The organism is Citrobacter sp. XY323, assembly GCF_025106035.1.
GTDB classification, from domain to species: domain Bacteria; phylum Pseudomonadota; class Gammaproteobacteria; order Enterobacterales; family Enterobacteriaceae; genus Citrobacter; species Citrobacter braakii.
Genome location: NZ_JANYUK010000012.1, coordinates 1 through 22151, shown reverse-complemented (window position 1 = coordinate 22151; position 22151 = coordinate 1). Strand labels below are relative to the sequence as shown.

The window sequence follows — 22151 nt, the reverse complement described above, 5'->3', positions numbered from 1 at the left end:
ACGCAAAATCCGTCCATTTATACAAACAGTGTGGGCATACTACCAAATTAGGTATATCTGGCAATTTATTGCGCGGAATCGGCATCATGTTTTGATTAGCGAGTATAGTCTTCATTAATAATTTTCCAATCCACTATACGAATTGAGGACAGGTTATGCAGGCTTTGATCTTAGAACAGCAGGACGGAAAAACCCTCGCATCCGTTCAACCCCTCGACGAAAATCAGCTACCGGAAGGCGATGTGACGGTGGATGTCCACTGGTCAAGCCTGAACTATAAAGACGCCCTGGCTATCACCGGCAAGGGTAAAATCATTCGTAATTTTCCGATGATTCCTGGTATCGATTTCGCCGGTACCGTGCGCACAAGCGAAGATCCCCGTTTTCATGCAGGTCAGGAAGTTTTACTGACCGGCTGGGGCGTGGGTGAAAATCATTGGGGTGGACTGGCCGAACGCGCACGCGTGAAAGGCGACTGGCTGGTTGCGCTGCCACAAGGGCTGGACGGACGTAAAGCCATGGTCATCGGTACCGCTGGCTTTACCGCCATGCTGTGCGTCATGGCGCTTGAAGATGCAGGTATTCGCCCGCAAGACGGTGAGATTGTCGTCACTGGCGCCAGCGGCGGCGTGGGTAGCACGGCCGTGGCGTTACTGCATAAGCTGGGTTATCAGGTTGCGGCGGTTTCGGGTCGCGAAAGCACTCACGACTACCTGAAGAGCCTGGGCGCTAACCGTATCCTTAGCCGCGATGAATTTGCTGAATCTCGTCCGTTGGAAAAACAGCTGTGGGCTGGTGCGGTTGATACCGTTGGCGACAAAGTTCTGGCAAAAGTCCTGGCACAGATGAACTACGGTGGCTGCGTTGCCGCCTGCGGCCTGGCTGGCGGTTTCGCTCTGCCGACGACGGTGATGCCATTTATTCTGCGTAACGTTCGTTTGCAAGGGGTGGACTCGGTGATGACCCCGCCGGCACGCCGGGCAGAAGCCTGGGCGCGTCTGGTTAAGGATCTGCCGGACTCTTTCTATGCTCAGGCCGCCACGGAGATTACGCTGGCGGATGCGCCGAAGTTTGCCGATGCCATCATCAATAACCAGGTGCAAGGTCGTACGCTGGTGAAGGTGAAGTAACAAGCTCTGGCGCAGAAATTTACACTTAATTAACGAAATTTCGCGGCATATCTACAGACTCCCTGCCATATTAACTACGCGTCCCCTGTCAGTTATGACGCGTAAGCCGGGAGTCTGTTATGAAGAAATTACGTCCATTTACAGAAGCCGACGTCACTGACGAGTCGGCTTTTTTTATGCAACGCCGCCAGGTACTGAAAGCATTAGGAATCAGCGCCGCCGCGTTGTCTTTCCCCCTCTCTGCGCAGGCTGACCTTCTTAGCTGGTTTAAGGGGAATGACCGCCCGCCCGCGCCCGCGGGTAAGCCGCTTGATTTCAGTAAACCCGCCGCCTGGCAAAATTCGCTTCCTTTAACGCCGGCGGATAAAGTTTCTGGCTACAACAACTTCTATGAGTTCGGTCTCGATAAAGCGGATCCGGCAGCCAATGCTGGCAGTCTGAAAACCGATCCGTGGACGTTAAAAATCAGTGGTGAGGTGGCAAAACCACTCACCCTCGATCACGATGCGCTGACCGCCCGTTTCCCACTGGAAGAACGGATTTACCGGATGCGCTGTGTGGAAGCCTGGTCAATGGTCGTGCCGTGGATTGGTTTTCCGTTACATAAACTGCTGGCGCAGGTTGAACCCACCAGCAACGCAAAATATGTCGCCTTCGAAACGATCTACGCGCCGGATGAGATGCCAGGACAAAAAGATCGCTTTATTGGCGGCGGGCTGAAGTATCCCTATGTTGAAGGACTGCGTCTGGATGAAGCTATGCATCCACTCACTCTGCTTACCGTGGGGGTTTATGGAAAAGCTCTTCCCCCACAAAATGGCGCGCCCATTCGCTTAATTGTGCCGTGGAAATACGGATTTAAAGGCATTAAGTCGATCGTGAGTATTAAACTAACCCGCGAACGCCCCCCGACAACCTGGAATCTGGCCGCCCCCAATGAATATGGATTTTATGCCAACGTGAATCCGCATGTCGATCACCCGCGCTGGTCCCAGGCCACTGAGCGTTTTATTGGCGCAGGCGGTATTCTGGACGTTCAGCGCCAACCCACGCTGCTGTTTAACGGTTACGCCGACGAGGTCGCTTCGCTGTACCGTGGTCTTAACCTGCAGGAGAATTTTTGAGTGCGCCTGACTGCAAAGCACATTACCGGGCTGAAAGTTTGCCTGCACCTTGCCGGCTTTTTACCGTTTGTCTGGCTATTTTGGGCGGTGAATCACGGTGGTCTGAGCGCAGACCCGGTCAAAGATATCCAGCACTTTACCGGTAGGACAGCTCTGAAATTCTTGCTGGCGACCTTGCTGGTCTCTCCCCTCGCGCGCTACGCTAAACAGCCATTATTGATACGCACACGGCGCCTGTTAGGGCTATGGTGTTTCGCCTGGGCAACGTTGCATTTAACCAGCTACGCACTCCTGGAACTGGGCATTCATAATCTGGCGCTGTTAGGACGGGAATTAATCACGCGACCTTATTTGATGCTGGGCATTGCCAGTTGGGGCATATTATTCGCCCTCACGTTAACCTCCACCCAGTCGGCTCAGCGAAAACTGGGCAAAAATTGGCAGTATTTGCACAACTTCGTCTATCTTGTGGCGATCCTGGCACCCATACATTATCTGTGGTCGGTAAAAATTATCTCCCCTCAACCGATTATTTATGCAGCACTCGCTGTGGTGTTGTTAGCCTGCCGTTACAAGAAGTTTCGCCAGTGGTGGCGGTAGTTTCACGTTATGTGCAGTGCGTTACAAAATGTGGACGATCCGATTTTCTTTACATGTTAACGGTTGATTATCTTCCCTGATAAGACCAGTATTTAGCTGCCAATTGCTACGAAATAGTTATAATGTGCGACTTTGCTATCCCCGGTAGCGTTTTTAGAGCGCTGAAAGGGTGACATTCGCATGTTGAAGGTATATTTTGTCTTTTACCCGAAAATGGCAGAAGATAGCCGCACAATGACTAACAAGTCTGGCAATCTCACTTAATGGCAACCGCACCCAGTGCAATGCCTGAGATGCGTGGCATCTTGTCACTCACTGTTATAAAAATGCTATACAGACGGCGGTAAAACGCTTGTCACAATCTCACTAAACAAAGAGTACGGAACCCACTCATGGATATTCGTAAGATTAAAAAACTGATCGAGCTGGTTGAAGAATCAGGCATCTCCGAACTGGAAATTTCTGAAGGCGAAGAGTCTGTACGCATCAGCCGTGCGGCGCCAGCTGCAAGTTTTCCAATGATGCAACAGGCTTATGCTGCACCAGTGATGCAGCAGCCAGCTCTGTCTAACGCTGTCGCACAAACTGCCTCTCCAAGTATGGAAGCTCCGGCAGCAGCGGAAATCAGTGGTCACATCGTACGCTCCCCAATGGTTGGTACGTTCTACCGCACCCCGAGCCCAGATGCGAAAGCGTTCATCGAAATCGGCCAGAAAGTGAATGCGGGCGATACCCTGTGCATCGTTGAAGCCATGAAAATGATGAACCAGATCGAAGCCGACAAATCCGGCGTAGTGAAAGCGATTCTGGTAGAAAGCGGTCAACCGGTAGAATTTGACGAGCCGCTGGTCGTCATCGAATAACGAGGCGAACATGTTGGATAAAATTGTTATCGCCAACCGCGGTGAGATCGCCCTGCGTATTCTGCGTGCCTGTAAAGAGCTGGGCATCAAGACTGTCGCTGTGCATTCAAGCGCGGATCGCGATTTAAAACACGTATTGCTGGCGGATGAGACGGTCTGTATTGGCCCGGCTCCGTCCGTAAAAAGCTATCTGAACATCCCGGCTATCATTAGCGCTGCTGAAATCACCGGCGCAGTGGCAATTCACCCGGGCTATGGCTTCCTCTCTGAGAATGCCAACTTTGCTGAACAGGTAGAACGTTCCGGCTTTATCTTCATCGGCCCGAAAGCCGACACCATCCGCCTGATGGGCGATAAAGTGTCCGCAATTACCGCGATGAAAAAAGCTGGCGTACCGACAGTCCCAGGCTCTGACGGCCCTCTGGGCGACGACATGGACGCTAACCGCGCTCATGCGAAGCGCATCGGTTATCCAGTTATTATCAAAGCCTCCGGCGGCGGCGGCGGTCGCGGTATGCGCGTCGTGCGCAGCGATGCCGAACTGGCACAATCCATCTCCATGACCAAAGCGGAAGCGAAAGCGGCTTTCAACAACGACATGGTTTACATGGAGAAGTACCTGGAAAACCCACGCCACATCGAAATTCAGGTGCTGGCGGACGGTCAGGGTAACGCGATTTATCTGGCAGAACGTGACTGCTCCATGCAGCGTCGTCACCAGAAAGTCGTCGAAGAAGCACCAGCACCGGGCATTACTCCGGAACTGCGTCGCTACATCGGCGAGCGTTGCGCCAAAGCGTGTGTTGATATCGGCTATCGCGGGGCAGGTACTTTCGAGTTCCTGTTCGAAAACGGCGAGTTCTACTTCATTGAAATGAACACCCGTATTCAGGTTGAACACCCGGTAACCGAAATGATCACCGGCGTTGACCTGATCAAAGAGCAGCTGCGCATCGCTGCGGGACAACCGCTGTCCATCAAGCAGGATGAAGTTGTGGTTAAAGGCCATGCGGTAGAATGCCGTATCAACGCCGAAGACCCGAACACCTTCCTGCCAAGCCCGGGTAAAATCACGCGTTTCCACGCGCCGGGTGGCTTTGGTGTGCGCTGGGAGTCTCATATTTACGCAGGCTACACCGTACCTCCGTACTATGACTCAATGATCGGTAAGCTGATCTGCTATGGCGAAAACCGCGACGTAGCAATCGCCCGTATGAAAAACGCATTGCAGGAACTGATCATCGACGGTATCAAAACCAACGTTGATCTGCAGATCCGCATCATGAATGACGAGCATTTCCAGCACGGTGGAACCAATATCCACTATCTGGAGAAAAAACTCGGACTTCAGGAAAAGTAAGCGTGCGTTAACTGAAAAGGCCGGAAATTCCGGCCTTTTGTTTTTCTCCCCTCCCGCACGTGCCATAAGGTACAATCCCCGCTTTCTTTATCCACAAGGGACAAAAAATGGACGCTCGTTTTGTTCAGGCCCATAAAGAGGCGCGCTGGGCGCTGTGGCTGACCCTTTTATATCTTGCCACATGGTTAGTGGCCGCTTACTTACCAGATTCCACGCTCGGTTTTACCGGCTTACCACACTGGTTCGAAATGGCCTGCCTGCTAACGCCGCTGGTTTTCATCGTGCTGTGCTGGGCGATGGTGAAGTTTATCTATCGCGACATTCCGTTGGAGGATGACGATGCAGCTTGAAGTTATTTTGCCGCTGGTCGCCTATCTGTTGGTGGTCTTCGGTCTTTCCGTTTACGCCATGCGTAAGAGATCGACCGGCACTTTCCTGAATGAATATTTCCTCGGCAGCCGCTCGATGGGCGGGGTCGTATTAGCCATGACGCTAACGGCAACCTACATTAGCGCCAGTTCGTTTATTGGCGGTCCTGGCGCCGCTTACAAATACGGGCTGGGATGGGTGCTGCTGGCGATGATCCAGTTGCCCGCCGTTTGGCTTTCTCTGGGGATTCTTGGTAAGAAATTCGCGATTCTGGCGCGCCGTTATAATGCCGTTACCCTCAACGATATGCTGTTTGCCCGCTACCAGAGTCGCCTGCTTGTGTGGCTGGCAAGCCTTAGCCTGCTGGTCGCGTTTGTCGGAGCAATGACCGTACAGTTTATTGGCGGCGCACGTTTGCTTGAAACCGCTGCAGGTATACCTTACGAAACCGGTTTGCTTATTTTTGGCGTCAGTATCGCATTGTATACGGCGTTCGGCGGTTTTCGCGCCAGCGTACTGAACGACACCATGCAGGGTATGGTGATGCTGATTGGTACTATTGTTCTGCTGGTCGGCGTCGTTCATGCTGCCGGTGGCCTCAGCAATGCGGTGGTAACCCTGCAAACTATCGACCCTAAACTGGTCTCGCCGCAAGGCGCGGATGACATTCTGTCACCCACGTTCATGACCTCATTCTGGGTACTGGTGTGCTTTGGCGTAATTGGGCTGCCGCATACAGCAGTACGCTGCATCTCTTATAAAGACAGCAAAGCTGTACACCGCGGCATTATCATCGGCACCATCGTAGTGGCAATCCTGATGTTTGGTATGCATCTGGCGGGTGCGTTGGGGCGTGCGGTGATCCCTGATCTGACAGTGCCGGATCTGGTTATCCCTACGCTAATGGTCAAAGTATTGCCGCCGGTAGCTGCCGGGATCTTCCTCGCGGCCCCCATGGCCGCGATCATGTCGACGATCAATGCCCAATTGCTGCAAAGTTCCGCTACGATCATTAAGGATCTGTACCTGAACCTGCGTCCGGAACAGCTGAAAAACGAAACCCGGCTGAAGCGCATGTCGGCAGTGATTACCCTGTTGCTCGGCGCGTTACTGCTACTGGCTGCCTGGAAACCACCAGAAATGATTATCTGGCTTAATCTGCTGGCGTTTGGCGGGCTGGAAGCCGTCTTCCTGTGGCCGCTGGTACTGGGCCTGTACTGGGAGCGGGCAAACGCGGCGGGCGCTTTGAGCGCGATGATTATCGGCGGCGTTCTTTATGCCGTACTCGCTACATTTAACATTCAGTACCTGGGTTTCCACCCGATTGTGCCCTCGTTACTGATAAGCTTGCTGGCTTTCCTGATCGGCAACCGTTTCGGTTCTGCCGTCCCGCAAGCCGCCATATTGACTACTGATAAATAAAAGAGTTTTGCCATGCCATGGATCCAACTGAAACTGAACACGACCGGTGCCAACGCTGAAGAGTTGAGCGATGCGCTGATGGAAGCGGGCTCCGTTTCCATTACTTTCCAGGACACGCATGATACGCCGGTATTTGAGCCTCTGCCGGGCGAGACTCGCCTGTGGGGAGATACCGACGTTATCGGCTTGTTCGATGCAGAAACCGACATGAAAGAAGTGGTTGCCATCCTGGAGCAGCATCCGCTGCTGGGTACAGGCTTCGCGCATAAAATCGAACAGCTCGAAGACAAAGACTGGGAACGCGAATGGATGGATAACTTCCACCCGATGCGCTTTGGTGAACGTTTGTGGATTTGCCCAAGCTGGCGCGATGTCCCGGATGAGAATGCCGTCAACGTGATGCTGGACCCGGGTCTGGCGTTTGGTACCGGCACTCACCCCACCACCTCCCTATGCCTGCAATGGCTGGACGGTCTCGATCTTAACGGCAAAACCGTCATCGACTTCGGCTGCGGCTCCGGCATTCTTGCCATTGCGGCACTGAAGCTGGGTGCGGCAAAAGCCATCGGCGTAGACATCGATCCGCAAGCAATTCAGGCCAGCCGTGATAACGCCCAGCGTAATGGCGTTTCTGAGCGTCTGGAGCTTTATCTGCCGAAAGACCAGCCAGAGGCGATGAAAGCCGACGTGGTGGTCGCAAACATCCTCGCAGGCCCATTACGTGAACTGGCACCGTTAATCAGCGTACTGCCCGTTGAGGGCGGTTTACTGGGGCTTTCTGGCATTCTTGCCAGCCAGGCGGAAAGCGTCTGTGAGGCCTATGCCGAACTCTTTACGCTCGATCCGGTTATCGAGAAAGAAGAGTGGTGCCGCATTACCGGTCAGAAAAAATAATCCCTTCCGGCGTGGTTGCCTGACCACGCCATTTTCAGACAATTGACCAGCATACTGAGACGTTCTCCAGCGATATAATAATTTATTGATTTTGTTAATCTTTATATTGATTTTCGTTGAGTAAACGTATGCGCTTCAACCTATTTATCACAACATTACTGACAGCATGCCTGATGCCACTGACCGCGCTGGCCGCGCCATGGGGTTATAGCGGAGAATCTGGTCCCGCACAGTGGGGAGAAATCAGCAAAGAGTATGCAACATGCCAGACTGGAATAAATCAATCACCCATTGATATCCAGACCGCCACAACTCGTAAACTTGGACTTCCTTCACTCAGCATGCAATATGTCGATGGTCCGACAAGATTTCGAAGCATTAACCATACTCTGCGGGCAACAATGAGTAGCTATACCTCAAACTCCATTGAAGTTGATGGAAAGATTTATTATCTAAAACACTTAGATTTTCACGCCCCGAGCGAACATACCTTCAACGGTAAAACCTATCCGCTGGAGTTGCAGTTAGTCCACAAAAATCAAAGCGGAGACATCACTATCGTGGCGGTCATGTTTGACGTCGGCGAACCTAACCAGGCGATTCAAAATCTGTGGGAGTCATTTCCAACCATGGAGGACAACAGTATGCCCATCTTCTCGCCAGTCGATATCAACCAACTTTTACCCGACGATAAAACCTATTGGCGCTATAGCGGTTCGCTAACTACACCTCCCTGTACTGAAGGCGTCAGCTGGACTGTCCTGAAAACGCCTGTTGCCCTTTCAGCCGAACAACTGGATAAATTTCACTACATTGTTGGGCCTGCGAACAATCGTCCACCGCAGCCAGTTAATGAGCGCAAGATCACCGACAGCCATTCAGGAGATACCGAGATCCTGTACTAAAATGAGGTAGAGATCACACAATGGCGAGACAATTTGCTGATTAATTCAGCAGAATATCTTGCCAGCACCTTCTGCGGCTGAAGAAAAAATGAGAAGTTACGCAAAATTATATGTGTATATAAAATCGACACATCTTTATAATGCAATGATTTATATGATTAAATATTTTCATGCGTTCATATTTACGGCAATTCATTGATCCACCTCAGTGGATTGGTCAAAGTTTGGCCTTTCATCTCGTGCGAAAAATGCGTAATATACGCCGCCTTGCAGTCACAGTATGGTCATTTCTTAACTCATGCGCATCGGACAATACCAGCTCAGAAATCGCCTGATCGCAGCACCTATGGCTGGCATCACTGACAGACCATTCAGGACGCTGTGCTATGAGATGGGAGCAGGATTGACGGTATCCGAGATGATGTCTTCTAACCCGCAGGTTTGGGAAAGTGACAAGTCTCGTTTACGGATGGTGCACGTTGATGAGCCAGGAATTCGCACGGTGCAAATTGCCGGTAGCGACCCTGTTGAGATGGCCGATGCCGCACGTATTAACGTGGAAAGCGGCGCCCAGATTATTGATATCAATATGGGGTGTCCGGCTAAAAAAGTGAATCGCAAGCTCGCAGGTTCAGCCCTCTTGCAGTACCCGGATCTAGTGAAATCAATACTAACCGAGGTCGTCAATGCAGTGGACGTTCCTGTCACACTCAAGATTCGCACCGGCTGGGCTCCGGAACACCGTAACTGCGTAGAGATTGCCCAACTGGCTGAAGACTGTGGCATTCAGGCTCTGACCATTCATGGACGCACCCGCGCCTGTTTGTTCAATGGAGATGCTGAGTACGACAGTATTCGGGCAGTTAAGCAGAAAGTTTCCATTCCGATTATCGCGAATGGCGACATTACTGACCCGCATAAAGCCAGAGCTGTACTCGACTATACGGGGGCGGATGCCCTGATGATAGGACGTGCAGCTCAGGGAAGACCCTGGATCTTTCGGGAAATCCAGCATTATCTGGACACTGGGGAGCTGCTGCCCCCGCTGCCTCTGGCAGAGGTGAAGCGCTTGCTTTGTGCGCACGTTCGGGAACTGCACGACTTTTATGGTCAGGCAAAAGGGTACCGAATTGCGCGTAAACACGTATCCTGGTATCTCCAGGAACACGCTCCGGATGACCAGTTTCGGCGCACATTCAACGCCATTGAAGATTCCAGCGAACAGCTGGCGGCGTTGGAGGCATACTTCGAAAATTTTGCGTAAACAGAAATAAAGAGCTGACAGAACTATGTTCGAACAACGCGTAAATTCTGACGTACTGACCGTTTCTACCGTTAACTCTCAGGATCAGGTAACTCAAAAGCCCCTGCGTGACTCGGTTAAACAGGCACTGAAGAACTATTTTGCTCAATTGAATGGTCAGGATGTTAACGATCTCTATGAGCTGGTACTGGCTGAAGTAGAACAGCCCCTGTTGGACATGGTGATGCAATACACCCGCGGTAACCAGACCCGTGCTGCCCTGATGATGGGCATCAACCGTGGTACGCTGCGTAAAAAACTGAAAAAATACGGCATGAACTGATACTAATCAGCGAAATGTTTGTTTTAAAAGGCGCTACTCGGCATGGGGAAGCGCCTTTTTTATTAACGTCACACGGGAGGCTTTGGCGATGAACGCAAGATGTGAACCTGTCTATTTTGGCGATGAATCTAAAAAGATAATCCTGGGTGATGCACTGACCGAACTGAAAAAGCTGCCGTCTGAAAGCGTCGATCTCATTTTCGCCGACCCACCTTATAACATCGGTAAAGACTTTGACGGGATGGTGGAATCCTGGGACGAAGAGGCCTTTTTGGCATGGCTGTTTGAGTGCATTGACGAGTGCCATCGCATTCTCAAATCACACGGCACCATGTACATCATGAACAGTACGGAGAACATGCCGTACATCGATCTCAAATGCCGCCAGCTCTTTACCATCAAGAGCCGTATCGTGTGGTCATACGATAGCTCCGGGGTGCAGGCCAAAAATTACTTTGGTTCGATGTATGAACCGCTTCTGATGATGGTAAAAGATCAGAAAAACTACACGTTTAATCGTGATGATATTTTGGTTGAAGCCAAAACGGGCGCTAAACGTGCACTGATAGACTACAGAAAGAACCCGCCCCAACCTTACAACCAGAAAAAAGTACCAGGCAATGTCTGGGAGTTTCCACGCGTTCGTTATCTGATGGACGAATACGAAAATCACCCCACTCAAAAACCCAAAGCCCTCCTTGAACGCATCATTCTGGCTTCCTCCAGTCCAGATGACAGCGTGCTGGATCCGTTTGCCGGTAGCTTCACGACCGGTGCCACTGCCGTGGAATTAGGTCGCAAGTTTGTCGGGATTGAAATCAATGCCGAGTACGTAAAAATGGGGCTCAGAAGAATGAGCATTGGTTCGCATTTTTCAGAGAATGAACTTGCAAAGGTGAAAAAGCGGAAGACAAAAAATCTGTCTAAAAAGAGTCGATTAACAGCAAAGAGCGGCGATCTTTCAGCAAAGTAAAGGCATTGTAAGTCTGCTTTTCAGCTTGCAGATTTCGTGTATATTCCCTGCACGCTTGGGCATGAATACACAGGGTTTGGTAATGATTCGCAAGTATTGGTGGCTGGTTGTTTTTGCGATCTTCGTTTTTCTCTTTGATGCGCTGCTCATTCAGTGGATAGAGCTGATGACAACGGAGCACGATAAGTGCCGGAATATGAATTCAGTGAACCCCCTCAAGCTGGTCAACTGCGTCGACCTCGAATAGCACGACGAAAAATACATCGACAGCCGTCAGGCCCTGGCGGCTAAAACTATCCTGGCTGATTTTCACTCTGCATTAATTGCATTACACAGCCGTCTGGGCTTAACATTTTTAATACGTTATCAACTAATACTGGCGCTTGCCCATACAAATCATAACTCACTGGATTCATTAACCAGTTTTTTATTATTCCGCTAAAGCTACCGTGCAGGATAATGATGATGACATCTAAATCCAGACTGGTAGCAATCAGATTTTCATCCACGCACTTTTGCAGTGAATCACGAATGCTTTGATGACTGAGACCTATTTTATCGCGAATGGTCTGTTCTGATATCATATCGTTATGAAATTCACATTTATGATATAAAATTTGCATTAATGCCTGCTGGCGAGGATTCTGTGCAATATATTGCAATCCCACCACAAACTTTTCACGCAGTCGCTGTAAAGGATTATCACCCCAACGACCAATAAGCTTATCCTGAATAAGATCGCGTAATGAAGGTTGTTGTAACCATAGCGCATTGAACAATTGCGTCTTATTTTCAAAATGCCAATAGAGCGCCCCCCGCGTCACGCTGGCGGCATCCGCAATATCGTTTAACGTCGTATTGCTAACACCACGCACGGCAAACTGCATAATCGCTGTTTCTATCAGGTGCTGTCGTGTTTTGAGGGCATCAGCTTTCGTTTTTCTGGCCATGGTTTCGACTGTCTGAGGTAAGGTAGAGAATGATTAACTTTCTTATCTAATATTTGCTAAACGGAACAAATGTATCACTTAGCGTTTATTTAGACGAGTTCTAAAACAGTTAATTATGGACATTGCACACGAATAAACAAAACAAATAACAACCACCAATATATTCACCAACCAAATACTTATTTCAATATGTGTTTATGCGCATCATAGCATTACTATTAAAACCATAATGAAACAACCGAAGATTAATCCTTTTTTGTTTTTACGTGCCGTGTATCGCGCCCATAAATAAGTATTGCTTACATCGCAAGCTAATAATTTGTAGGATAGCCAACCATTATTTTCACTTGTGCGCGTTATCGCCTCTGCGTTACCCGGTTAATAACGAGCGTTCGGTTTTTTAAGGAATAGAAATGACGAAAAATGCCAGGTTTTCACTCCTGCCCTCATTCATCATCATGTCCGCTGTATTACTCGCCGGTTGTAACGATCAGGGAGAAACACAAGCTCACCCCGCAGAGCCGCAGGTGACTGTCCATGTCGTCGAAAAGGCGCCTTTAGCCGTGACGACCGAATTACCAGGGCGCACAACAGCATTTCGTATTGCTGAAGTCCGTCCTCAGGTCAGCGGGATTGTACTTAAACGGAATTTCACCGAGGGAAGCGATGTTGAAGCCGGTCAGTCGCTTTATCAGATCGATCCCGCGACTTACCAGGCCGACTACGACAGCGCCAAAGGCGAACTGGCAAAGAGTGAAGCGGCAGCAGCTATCGCACATTTAACGGTAAAACGTTATGTCCCGCTGGTTGGCACTAAGTACATCAGCCAGCAAGAGTACGATCAGGCCATTGCTGATGCTCGCCAGGCCAATGCCTCCGTTATCGCGGCAAAAGCGGCGGTCGAAAGCGCTCGTATCAACCTGGCCTACACCAAAGTGACATCGCCCATTAGCGGACGTATCGGTAAATCTAACGTCACCGAAGGCGCATTAGTCACGAATGGCCAGGCAACTGAGCTTGCTACCGTGCAACAACTTGATCCTATTTACGTCGACGTAACACAGTCCAGTAATGACTTTATGCGCCTCAAACAGTCCGTTGAGCAAGGGAGCCTGCATAAAGACAGCGCCAGCAGTACCGTCGAACTGGTGATGGAAAATGGTCAGTCGTACCCGCTGAAAGGTGCGTTGCAGTTCTCTGATGTCACCGTTGATGAAAGTACCGGATCCATCACCCTCAGGGCCGTATTCCCTAACCCACAGCACACGCTGCTGCCGGGCATGTTTGTGCGTGCTCGTATTGATGAAGGCGTCCAGCCGAATGCCATTCTCGTTCCCCAACAAGGGGTAACGCGTACGCCACGCGGCGATGCAACGGTGATGGTTGTCAATGACAAGAGTCAGGTCGAGGCTCGCACCGTCGTTGCTACACAGGCGATAGGTGATAAGTGGTTAATCAGCGAGGGCTTACAGCCTGGCGATAAGGTTATCGTCAGCGGATTGCAGAAAGCGCGTCCCGGCGTAAAGGTTAAAGCAACCACCGATACCGAAACTCCAGCCGCAAAAACTGCGCAATAAGGTAACCGGACATGGCTAACTTTTTTATCAATCGCCCTATTTTTGCCTGGGTTCTGGCCATCATTCTGATGATGGCAGGGGCTCTGGCAATCATGCAACTGCCCGTTGCACAGTATCCGACCATTGCACCTCCTGCGGTCGCTATTTCTGCCACCTACCCAGGTGCGGATGCGCAGACAGTACAAGACACGGTTACGCAGGTTATCGAACAGAATATGAACGGTATCGATAACCTGATGTATATGTCCTCCACCAGCGATTCCTCCGGGAGCGTCACCATTACTCTGACTTTCGAGTCGGGTACTGACCCGGATATCGCACAGGTCCAGGTGCAAAACAAATTACAGTTAGCGATGCCCTTACTGCCTCAGGAAGTACAGCAGCAGGGAATCAGCGTCGAGAAATCCAGCAGCGGTTTCCTGATGGTGGCGGGTTTTGTCTCCGATAATAACAATCTGACGCAGGATGATATTTCCGACTATGTGGCGTCTAACGTTAAAGACGCAATAAGCCGAACAGCCGGTGTCGGCGATGTCCAGATGTTTGGTGCACAGTACGCAATGCGCATCTGGCTCGACAGCAACGCAATGAACAAATATCAGTTGACTCCGCTGGACGTTATCAATCAACTGAGAACGCAAAATAATCAAATTGCCGCAGGCCAACTGGGAGGCGCGCCATCCGTCCAGGGTCAACAACTTAATGCCTCCATTATTGCTCAGACACGCCTGAAAACGCCGGAAGAGTTTGGCCGCATAACGCTGAAGGTGGGCCAGGATGGCTCAATGGTTCACCTCAGAGATGTAGCCCGCATCGAACTCGGCGGCGAAAACTATAACATGGTGACGAAAATTAATGGTCAGCCCGCAACAGGTCTGGGCATTAAGCTGGCGACCGGTGCAAACGCGCTGGATACTGCTGCAGGCGTCAAAGCAAAGCTGGCTGAGTTACAACCTTTCTTCCCGCAAGGTTTGCAAGTGGTTTACCCCTATGACACTACACCATTTGTAAAAATCTCGATTAACGAGGTGGTGAAAACGCTGTTTGAAGCCATCATCCTCGTCTTCCTGGTGATGTACCTGTTCCTGCAAAATCTGCGCGCCACGCTGATTCCAACTATCGCAGTGCCTGTCGTGCTGTTGGGAACATTCGCGATCCTCGCAGCATTCGGATTCTCCATCAACACGCTAACGATGTTCGGAATGGTGCTGGCCATCGGCCTGCTGGTCGATGACGCCATCGTGGTAGTAGAAAACGTCGAACGCGTCATGGCGGAAGAGAAACTGCCGCCCAAAGAGGCGACGCAGAAATCCATGGTCCAGATCCAGGGCGCACTGGTCGGGATCGCGATGGTGCTCTCGGCGGTATTTATCCCCATGGCGTTCTTTGGCGGCTCGACCGGCGCCATTTACCGCCAGTTCTCTCTGACCATTGTTTCAGCGATGGCGCTTTCTGTTCTGGTCGCCCTCATTCTTACGCCAGCGCTTTGCGCAACGCTGCTAAAACCCGTTTCCGCCGGACATGTTGAAAAGAAAGGCGGTTTTTTCGGATGGTTTAACGCCCTGTTCGATAAAAGCGTCGGGCATTACAGCAATAGTATCAGCGGTATTCTGCGCAAAACCGGACGCTACTTGTTGCTATATGTTCTTATCGTCGGCGGAATGGCTGTTCTGTTTTTACGCCTCCCTACCTCCTTCTTGCCCGAAGAGGATCAGGGGGTCTTTATGACAATGGTGCAACTTCCTGCTGGTGCGACACAGACGCGCACACAGCAGGTGCTGGATCAGATTCAGAATTACTACCTGAACCAGGAAAAAGCGAACGTAAAATCGGTGTTCACCGTTAATGGCTTCAGCTTTAGCGGCCAGGGACAGAACTCCGGTATCGTCTTTATTAGCCTCAAACCATGGGAAGAGCGTTCGGGCGATGAAAACGGCGTGACGGCTATCGTCGAACGTGCGACCAGGGCGTTCAGCCAGATTAAAGATGGACTGGTGTTCCCGTTCAACATGCCTGCCATTCTTGAACTGGGTACCGCGACCGGCTTTGATTTTCAGTTAATTGATCAGGCTAACCTCGGTCATACAGAACTGACGAAAGCCCGGAACCAGTTGCTGGGTATGGTGAGAGAACATCCAGATTTGCTGGTGCGCGTGCGCCCTAACGGTCTGGAAGATACCCCGCAATTTAAGCTGGATATTGATCAGGAAAAAGCCCAGGCGTTAGGCGTAAGTCTGTCGGATATAAACCAAACGATTTCCACGGCCCTTGGCGGCACCTATGTGAACGATTTTATCGATCATGGCCGAGTGAAAAAGGTATACGTTCAGGCTGACGCGCCGTTCCGTATGTTACCCAACGACATCAACAATCTCTACGTACGTAGTGGGAATGGTGAAATGGTGCCATTCTCTGCGTTCAGTTCGTCGCATTGGATTTATGGTTCACCCCGCCTGGAGCGTTACAACGGTATGCCATCAATGGAAATACTGGGAGAGGCCGCGCCGGGTCGAAGCACCGGTGAAGCCATGGCGCTCATGGAAAACCTGGCAGCACAGCTGCCAACCGGTATCGGCTATGACTGGACGGGAATGTCATATCAGGAACGGCTCTCCGGCAATCAGGCACCTGCGTTATACGCTATTTCGTTAATCGTCGTCTTCCTGTGTCTCGCCGCATTGTATGAGAGCTGGTCTATTCCATTTTCAGTCATGTTGGTTGTACCGCTCGGCGTGGTCGGTGCGCTTCTGGCGGCGTCCATACGTGGTCTGAATAATGATGTTTACTTCCAGGTAGGTCTGCTGACTACCATCGGTCTTTCCGCCAAAAACGCTATCCTTATCGTGGAGTTTGCCAAAGATCTGATGGATAAAGAAGGCAAGGGGTTGATTGAAGCCACACTGGAGGCGTCACGCATGCGTCTTCGTCCAATCCTGATGACGTCCCTGGCGTTTATTCTGGGGGTTATGCCTCTGGTTATCAGCCACGGAGCGGGTAGCGGGGCACAGAATGCGGTCGGTACAGGCGTAATGGGAGGCATGCTGACCGCGACATTGTTGGCAATCTTCTTCGTCCCCGTCTTCTTCGTTGTCGTCAGACGGCGTTTTAGTCGGCGCAACGTTTAATTTGTAAAATAAAGGCGTCTTCGGACGCCTTTTTCACCTAAGATGCCCCTCTTTATTTATTAATAAGATAGCCATTTATTTCTAATAAACCCTTCCTGAAAAAATCGCGAATCACCTTTCTTTTTATCCATTATTTTTACAATCCACATGAATTGAGATTATTCCTCATGTCAGTATTTTTTTAAGAAGTGGTAAAATAATCGCCGAGTTCGCAGATGGCTTAGCGTTTGTCTTTGCTCAATTAGCGAAACGCTTATTTTTGAGGTAACACCATGAAAAGATTAATATCCGTTGCATTGCTTACCGCATTCCTGGCCGGCTGTGCACACGATTCTCCTTGCGTACCTGTATACGACGATCAGGGGCGCCTGGTTCATACCAATACCTGTATGAAAGGCACCACGCAGGATAACTGGGAAACAGCCGGTGCCATCGCCGGTGGCGCAGCAGCCGTTGCCGGGCTGACGCTTGGGATAGTCGCCCTGACCAAATAAATCTTCTTAAAAGCGCGGTGGGTACCGCGCTTTTTGCAATAAGAATTAAATCTTCATATAAGACAAAACGTTGGTATATAGCACTCAACGTATAATAAAATTATTATAGATTTTCCTCACATATCCACGATTTGAAATTAGCATTTTTTCAGTTCTTCGTAACAGCGCGCTTTCTTTTCATTATTCTCACGTCATCAATATTAACGTACGAAATCGTTATCACGCGTCCGGTTTGATTTTTAAATTTTTTGCGCCGAAATGTGGCTTACGTTTCAATTTTGCACCACTTCAGGGCGCTGCATTTATTTTTTCCTGTCTACACTCTGGATATTGCGTCGAATAATCGTGCGCAAAAACCTGGCACTACCTTTGCTTAAAAGAGTATGGCCATAGCCACAGACAGGTAAAAGACGTTTTCAGAACGTTTCCATAACAATAATTCCTCCACACAGGATGCTCTATGAAAAAGATGATAATAGCCAGCCTGGCAGCGGCCGGCGTGCTGCTTGCGGTTGCAAATCAGGCACATGCCGGCGCAACTCTTGATGCCGTAAAGAAAAAAGGTTTTGTGCAGTGTGGGATCAGTGACGGGTTGCCTGGCTTTTCTTATGCCGATGCAAGCGGTAAGTTCTCAGGTATTGATGTCGACGTATGTCGTGGCGTTGCCTCCGCCGTATTTGGCGATGATAGCAAAGTAAAATATACCCCGCTCACCGCCAAGGAACGCTTTACCGCACTACAATCAGGTGAAGTCGACATGCTCTCTCGTAATACCACCTGGACCTCCTCTCGTGACGCAGGAATGGGAATGTCTTTCACTGGCGTAACGTATTACGACGGCATTGGTTTTCTTACCCACAATAAAGCGGGTCTTAAGAGTGCTAAAGAGCTGGATGGCGCAACGGTTTGTATCCAGGCAGGAACAGATACCGAACTGAACGTGGCTGACTACTTTAAAGCCAACAACATGAAGTACACCCCTGTCACCTTTGACCGCTCGGATGAATCAGCTAAAGCTCTGGAATCTGGACGCTGCGACACGCTGGCTTCCGACCAGTCTCAGTTGTACGCCCTGCGAATCAAGCTGAGTAATCCTGCGGAGTGGATTGTCCTGCCAGAAGTTATTTCTAAAGAACCGCTGGGACCTGTTGTACGTCGTGGAGACGATGAGTGGTTCTCCATTGTTCGCTGGACGCTGTTCGCCATGCTGAATGCGGAAGAAATGGGCGTTAACTCGAAAAACGTCGATGAAAAAGCGGCTAATCCTGCAACGCCGGATATGGCACACCTGTTAGGCAAAGAAGGGGATTATGGCAAGGATCTGAAGCTTGATAACAAATGGGCTTACAACATTATCAAGCAGGTAGGTAACTACTCGGAGATCTTTGAGCGTAACGTGGGATCGGAAAGCCCACTGAAGATCAAACGTGGACAGAACAACCTCTGGAATAACGGTGGCATTCAATATGCGCCACCGGTGCGCTAATGCGTAGTGATGTAACGGGCGCCGCGACTGCGGCGCTCAGTCCAGAGCCATAGTTACCGAGGTTTTCTTATGTTCCATCGCCGCTCAATCGTAAAAGGATCGTTATCCTTTTCTAACCCTGCGGTCCGCGCCTGGTTATTTCAAATACTTGCCGTCATTGCAGTCATCAGCATTGCGGTCTATCTCATCCATAACACGATAAATAACCTGAATAATAGCGGTATTACCTCGGGATTCTCTTTTCTCGATCGCAGCGCCGGATTTGGTATTGTCCAGCATCTGATCGATTACGAGCAAGGCGATACGTATGGCCGTGTCTTTATCGTTGGCCTGCTCAATACGCTATTAGTTTCTGCACTGTGCATTGTTTTCGCATCAATTCTCGGTTTCTTTCTCGGACTGGCACGCCTGTCAGATAACTGGTTATTACGAAAGCTCTCGACGATCTACATCGAAACGTTCCGCAATATACCGCCGCTGCTGCAGATCTTCTTTTGGTATTTCGCCGTATTACGTAACCTGCCCGGCCCACGTCAGGCCGTTAACGCGCTGGACTTGATGTTTCTGAGTAACCGGGGACTCTATATTCCGGCACCGCAAATAGGAGAAGGATTTTTTGCCTTTTGCTGCGCTGTAATTATCACAATCGTCGTCGCTATCGGGCTATTTCGCTACAACAGAATGCACCAGACTAAAACCGGTCAGCTACGCCGGACCTGGCCCACGACTCTGGCGCTGATCGTGCTTTTACCGATGATCTCACAGTGGCTGTTTGGCGCAGCGCTTCACTGGGATATCCCCGCCCTTCGCGGTTTTAACTTCCGTGGCGGTATGGTGCTTATTCCCGAACTGGCTGCCCTGACGCTGGCGCTTTCAGTGTATACCTCGGCGTTTATAGCAGAAATTATTCGAGCGGGAATACAGGCCGTTCCTTATGGCCAACATGAAGCAGCACGCTCGCTGGGTCTGCCAAATCCGGTGACACTGCGCCAGGTGATCATCCCACAGGCGCTGCGCGTCATCATTCCCCCATTAACCAGCCAGTATCTGAATATCGTCAAAAACTCCTCACTTGCGGCCGCTATTGGCTACCCGGATATGGTTTCACTGTTTGCCGGCACGGTACTCAATCAAACAGGGCAAGCCATTGAAACTATTGCTATCACGATGTCGGTGTACCTGATCATCAGCCTGAGCATTTCTCTGCTGATGAATATTTATAATCGCCGTATTGCACTGATTGAGCGCTAAGGAGCCATGATGACAAAAGCACTGCTGTCTCACCCCTCGCGTCAGAACAGTAACCCGGCAAACCGCAGTCTACTCTGGGTGCGTAAAAACCTGTTCTCCAGTTGGTCAAATAGCCTGCTCACGCTGCTGTGCGTTTGGCTGATTTGGTCATTTCTTCCGCCACTGCTGAACTGGGCATTCTTTCAGGCCAACTGGGTCGGTTCAACCCGCGCAGACTGCACCAAAGCAGGGGCTTGCTGGGTGTTCATTCATGAACGATTTGGGCAATTCATGTATGGACTTTATCCCCACGATCAGCGCTGGCGCGTAAATCTGGCCCTGATCATTGGCCTGGCCTCTATCGTCCCTATGTTCTGGAAATCTATTCCTCACCGTGGCCGCTATATCACCGTCTGGGCCGTCGTTTATCCCGTGGTGGTCTGGTGGTTGATGTACGGTGGTTTTTTCGGACTGGAGCGCGTAGAAACCCGACAGTGGGGCGGATTAACACTGACGCTTATCATTGCATCCGTGGGGATTGCGGGCGCGCTTCCGTGGGGTATTTTACTGGCGCTTGGACGTCGGTCTCATATGCCAGTCGTGCGGATTTTATCCGTCATTTTCATTGAGTTCTGGCGCGGTGTGCCGTTGATTACCGTCCTTTTTATGTCCTCGGTCATGCTTCCTCTGTTTATGTCCGAAGGGACCAGTATCGACAAACTTATCCGGGCGCTGGTCGGCGTGATTCTTTTCCAGTCGGCCTATGTCGCAGAAGTGGTTCGCGGAGGGTTACAGGCCCTACCAAAAGGTCAGTATGAAGCCGCTGAATCACTGGCGTTAGGCTACTGGAAAACGCAAGGGCTGGTCATTCTTCCGCAAGCCCTCAAGCTGGTTATTCCGGGTCTGGTTAACACGATTATCGCCCTGTTTAAGGATACCAGTCTGGTCATCATCATCGGCCTGTTTGATCTCTTCAGTAGCGTGCAGCAGGCAACTGTGGACCCTGCATGGTTGGGTATGTCGACGGAAGGATATGTTTTCGCTGCACTGATTTACTGGATCTTCTGTTTTAGCATGTCGCGTTACAGCCAACATCTGGAAAAACGTTTTAACACCGGGCGTACACCGCACTGAGGAATTTATGAGCCAATTATTAATGCCGTCTACCGACGCGATGATTACGCTGGAAAACGTCAACAAATGGTACGGACAGTTTCACGTCCTGAAAAACATCAACCTGAAGGTAAAGCAGGGAGAACGCATCGTATTATGCGGACCTTCCGGTTCGGGTAAATCGACAACTATCCGCTGTATCAACCATCTTGAAGAGCATCAGCAAGGACGTATTGTGGTGGATGGGATCGAACTCAATGAAGATATCCGCAATATTGAGCGCGTCAGACAAGAAGTTGGCATGGTTTTTCAGCACTTTAATCTCTTTCCTCATTTGACGGTCCTGCAAAACTGCACGCTGGCACCGATCTGGGTGCAAAAGATGCCAAAAAAAGAGGCTGAAGCTCTGGCAATGCACTACCTTGAGCGAGTTCGCATTGCTGAACATGCGCATAAATATCCTGGGCAAATCTCTGGTGGGCAGCAACAGCGCGTAGCCATTGCACGCTCACTGTGCATGAAACCCAAAATCATGTTATTCGATGAACCCACATCAGCGTTGGATCCTGAAATGGTAAAAGAAGTGCTTGATACCATGATAGGTCTGGCACAATCAGGCATGACCATGCTGTGTGTTACCCATGAAATGGGCTTTGCCCGTACAGTGGCCGACCGGGTGATCTTTATGGATCTTGGCGAGATTGTTGAACAGGCAGCACCGGATGAGTTTTTTGCTCACCCCAAATCTGAACGCACTCGTGCGTTTTTGTCGCAGGTTATTCATTAAAGTCATGCGCCGGATACAGCCCGGCGTTTAACAGATAAAACAAAAGGCCCGGTCTTTCGACTGGGCCTTTTGTTTTTATTTGATGTCTGGCAGTTCCCTACTCTCGCATGGGGAGACCCCACACTACCATCGGCGCTACGGCGTTTCACTTCTGAGTTCGGCA

At 50.4% G+C, this 22151-nt stretch carries 21 protein-coding genes; 20 read left to right on the top strand and 1 reads right to left on the bottom strand.

Annotation, left to right across the window (positions count from 1 at the left end):
* The first annotated feature begins 155 nt into the window (after positions 1 to 155).
* The 13 genes from N0B36_RS16075 to N0B36_RS16015 all read left to right on the top strand — a co-directional run bounded on the left by N0B36_RS16075 (position 156) and on the right by N0B36_RS16015 (position 11473).
* Positions 156 to 1130, top strand: a complete 975-nt coding sequence (locus tag N0B36_RS16075; protein WP_016154718.1) for an MDR family oxidoreductase — start codon at positions 156 to 158, stop codon at positions 1128 to 1130.
* Positions 1131 to 1249: 119 nt separating this feature from the next.
* Positions 1250 to 2254, top strand: a complete 1005-nt coding sequence (gene msrP, locus N0B36_RS16070) for a protein-methionine-sulfoxide reductase catalytic subunit MsrP (RefSeq protein ID WP_016157591.1) — start codon at positions 1250 to 1252, stop codon at positions 2252 to 2254.
* Positions 2255 to 2854, top strand: coding sequence for a protein-methionine-sulfoxide reductase heme-binding subunit MsrQ (gene msrQ / locus N0B36_RS16065; RefSeq protein ID WP_016157592.1), 600 nt, complete (start codon positions 2255 to 2257; stop codon positions 2852 to 2854).
* Between the two features lie 392 nt (positions 2855 to 3246).
* Positions 3247 to 3717 (top strand): acetyl-CoA carboxylase biotin carboxyl carrier protein, encoded by a 471-nt coding sequence (accB, locus tag N0B36_RS16060; RefSeq protein ID WP_003025210.1) that lies wholly within the window; start codon positions 3247 to 3249, stop codon positions 3715 to 3717.
* A 10-nt stretch (positions 3718 to 3727) separates the two neighbouring features.
* On the top strand, positions 3728 to 5077 hold the full coding sequence (gene accC, locus N0B36_RS16055) for an acetyl-CoA carboxylase biotin carboxylase subunit (RefSeq protein WP_003828838.1): 1350 nt from the start codon (positions 3728 to 3730) through the stop codon (positions 5075 to 5077).
* A 107-nt stretch (positions 5078 to 5184) separates the two neighbouring features.
* Positions 5185 to 5427, top strand: coding sequence for a YhdT family protein (locus N0B36_RS16050; protein ID WP_016154721.1), 243 nt, complete (start codon positions 5185 to 5187; stop codon positions 5425 to 5427).
* Positions 5417 to 6868: a sodium/pantothenate symporter gene (panF, locus tag N0B36_RS16045; protein ID WP_016157593.1), complete on the top strand. Its 1452-nt coding sequence runs from the start codon at positions 5417 to 5419 to the stop codon at positions 6866 to 6868. Before N0B36_RS16050 ends, panF begins: the two co-directional genes overlap by 11 nt.
* A gap of 12 nt (positions 6869 to 6880) precedes the next feature.
* Positions 6881 to 7762, top strand: coding sequence for a 50S ribosomal protein L11 methyltransferase (gene prmA / locus N0B36_RS16040; RefSeq protein WP_047499780.1), 882 nt, complete (start codon positions 6881 to 6883; stop codon positions 7760 to 7762).
* Between the two features lie 128 nt (positions 7763 to 7890).
* Positions 7891 to 8667, top strand: a complete 777-nt coding sequence (locus N0B36_RS16035; protein ID WP_049283193.1) for a carbonic anhydrase — start codon at positions 7891 to 7893, stop codon at positions 8665 to 8667.
* A gap of 298 nt (positions 8668 to 8965) precedes the next feature.
* Complete coding sequence (dusB, locus tag N0B36_RS16030) at positions 8966 to 9931, top strand: tRNA dihydrouridine synthase DusB (RefSeq protein ID WP_003025224.1); 966 nt, start codon at positions 8966 to 8968, stop codon at positions 9929 to 9931.
* A gap of 25 nt (positions 9932 to 9956) precedes the next feature.
* Positions 9957 to 10253: a DNA-binding transcriptional regulator Fis gene (gene fis / locus N0B36_RS16025; RefSeq protein ID WP_000462905.1), complete on the top strand. Its 297-nt coding sequence runs from the start codon at positions 9957 to 9959 to the stop codon at positions 10251 to 10253.
* A gap of 88 nt (positions 10254 to 10341) precedes the next feature.
* Positions 10342 to 11226: an adenine-specific DNA-methyltransferase gene (gene yhdJ / locus N0B36_RS16020; protein ID WP_047499792.1), complete on the top strand. Its 885-nt coding sequence runs from the start codon at positions 10342 to 10344 to the stop codon at positions 11224 to 11226.
* 82 nt (positions 11227 to 11308) lie between these two features.
* Entirely contained in the window at positions 11309 to 11473 is a 165-nt protein-coding gene (locus N0B36_RS16015; RefSeq protein WP_141875717.1) for a DUF2556 family protein, read from the top strand.
* A 46-nt stretch (positions 11474 to 11519) separates the two neighbouring features.
* Here N0B36_RS16015 and envR read toward each other — a convergent pair whose 3' ends face one another.
* Positions 11520 to 12176 (bottom strand): acrEF/envCD operon transcriptional regulator, encoded by a 657-nt coding sequence (gene envR / locus N0B36_RS16010; protein WP_047359095.1) that lies wholly within the window; start codon positions 12174 to 12176, stop codon positions 11520 to 11522.
* Between the two features lie 413 nt (positions 12177 to 12589).
* Here envR and N0B36_RS16005 point away from each other — a divergent pair, with 413 nt between their 5' ends.
* From N0B36_RS16005 to N0B36_RS15975, 7 genes are all read left to right on the top strand, one after another.
* Positions 12590 to 13753 carry an efflux RND transporter periplasmic adaptor subunit gene (locus N0B36_RS16005; protein ID WP_103767055.1) on the top strand — a complete coding sequence of 388 codons (1164 nt, stop codon included), beginning with the start codon at positions 12590 to 12592 and terminating at the stop codon, positions 13751 to 13753.
* Between the two features lie 11 nt (positions 13754 to 13764).
* Positions 13765 to 16878, top strand: a complete 3114-nt coding sequence (locus tag N0B36_RS16000) for an efflux RND transporter permease subunit (protein ID WP_016157598.1) — start codon at positions 13765 to 13767, stop codon at positions 16876 to 16878.
* Positions 16879 to 17150: 272 nt separating this feature from the next.
* Positions 17151 to 17372, top strand: a complete 222-nt coding sequence (locus tag N0B36_RS15995) for a lipoprotein (protein WP_003025292.1) — start codon at positions 17151 to 17153, stop codon at positions 17370 to 17372.
* Positions 17373 to 17832: 460 nt separating this feature from the next.
* The gene (locus N0B36_RS15990) at positions 17833 to 18858 is read left to right on the top strand and encodes an amino acid ABC transporter substrate-binding protein (protein ID WP_003025295.1); all 1026 of its coding nucleotides are present in this window, start codon (positions 17833 to 17835) and stop codon (positions 18856 to 18858) included.
* A gap of 69 nt (positions 18859 to 18927) precedes the next feature.
* A complete protein-coding gene (locus tag N0B36_RS15985) occupies positions 18928 to 20109 on the top strand; it encodes an amino acid ABC transporter permease (RefSeq protein ID WP_200047092.1) in 1182 nt (393 codons plus the stop codon).
* Between the two features lie 9 nt (positions 20110 to 20118).
* Positions 20119 to 21222: an amino acid ABC transporter permease gene (locus N0B36_RS15980; RefSeq protein ID WP_259688672.1), complete on the top strand. Its 1104-nt coding sequence runs from the start codon at positions 20119 to 20121 to the stop codon at positions 21220 to 21222.
* A 7-nt stretch (positions 21223 to 21229) separates the two neighbouring features.
* Positions 21230 to 21988, top strand: a complete 759-nt coding sequence (locus tag N0B36_RS15975) for an amino acid ABC transporter ATP-binding protein (RefSeq protein ID WP_016154732.1) — start codon at positions 21230 to 21232, stop codon at positions 21986 to 21988.
* Positions 21989 to 22151: the final 163 nt, after the last annotated feature.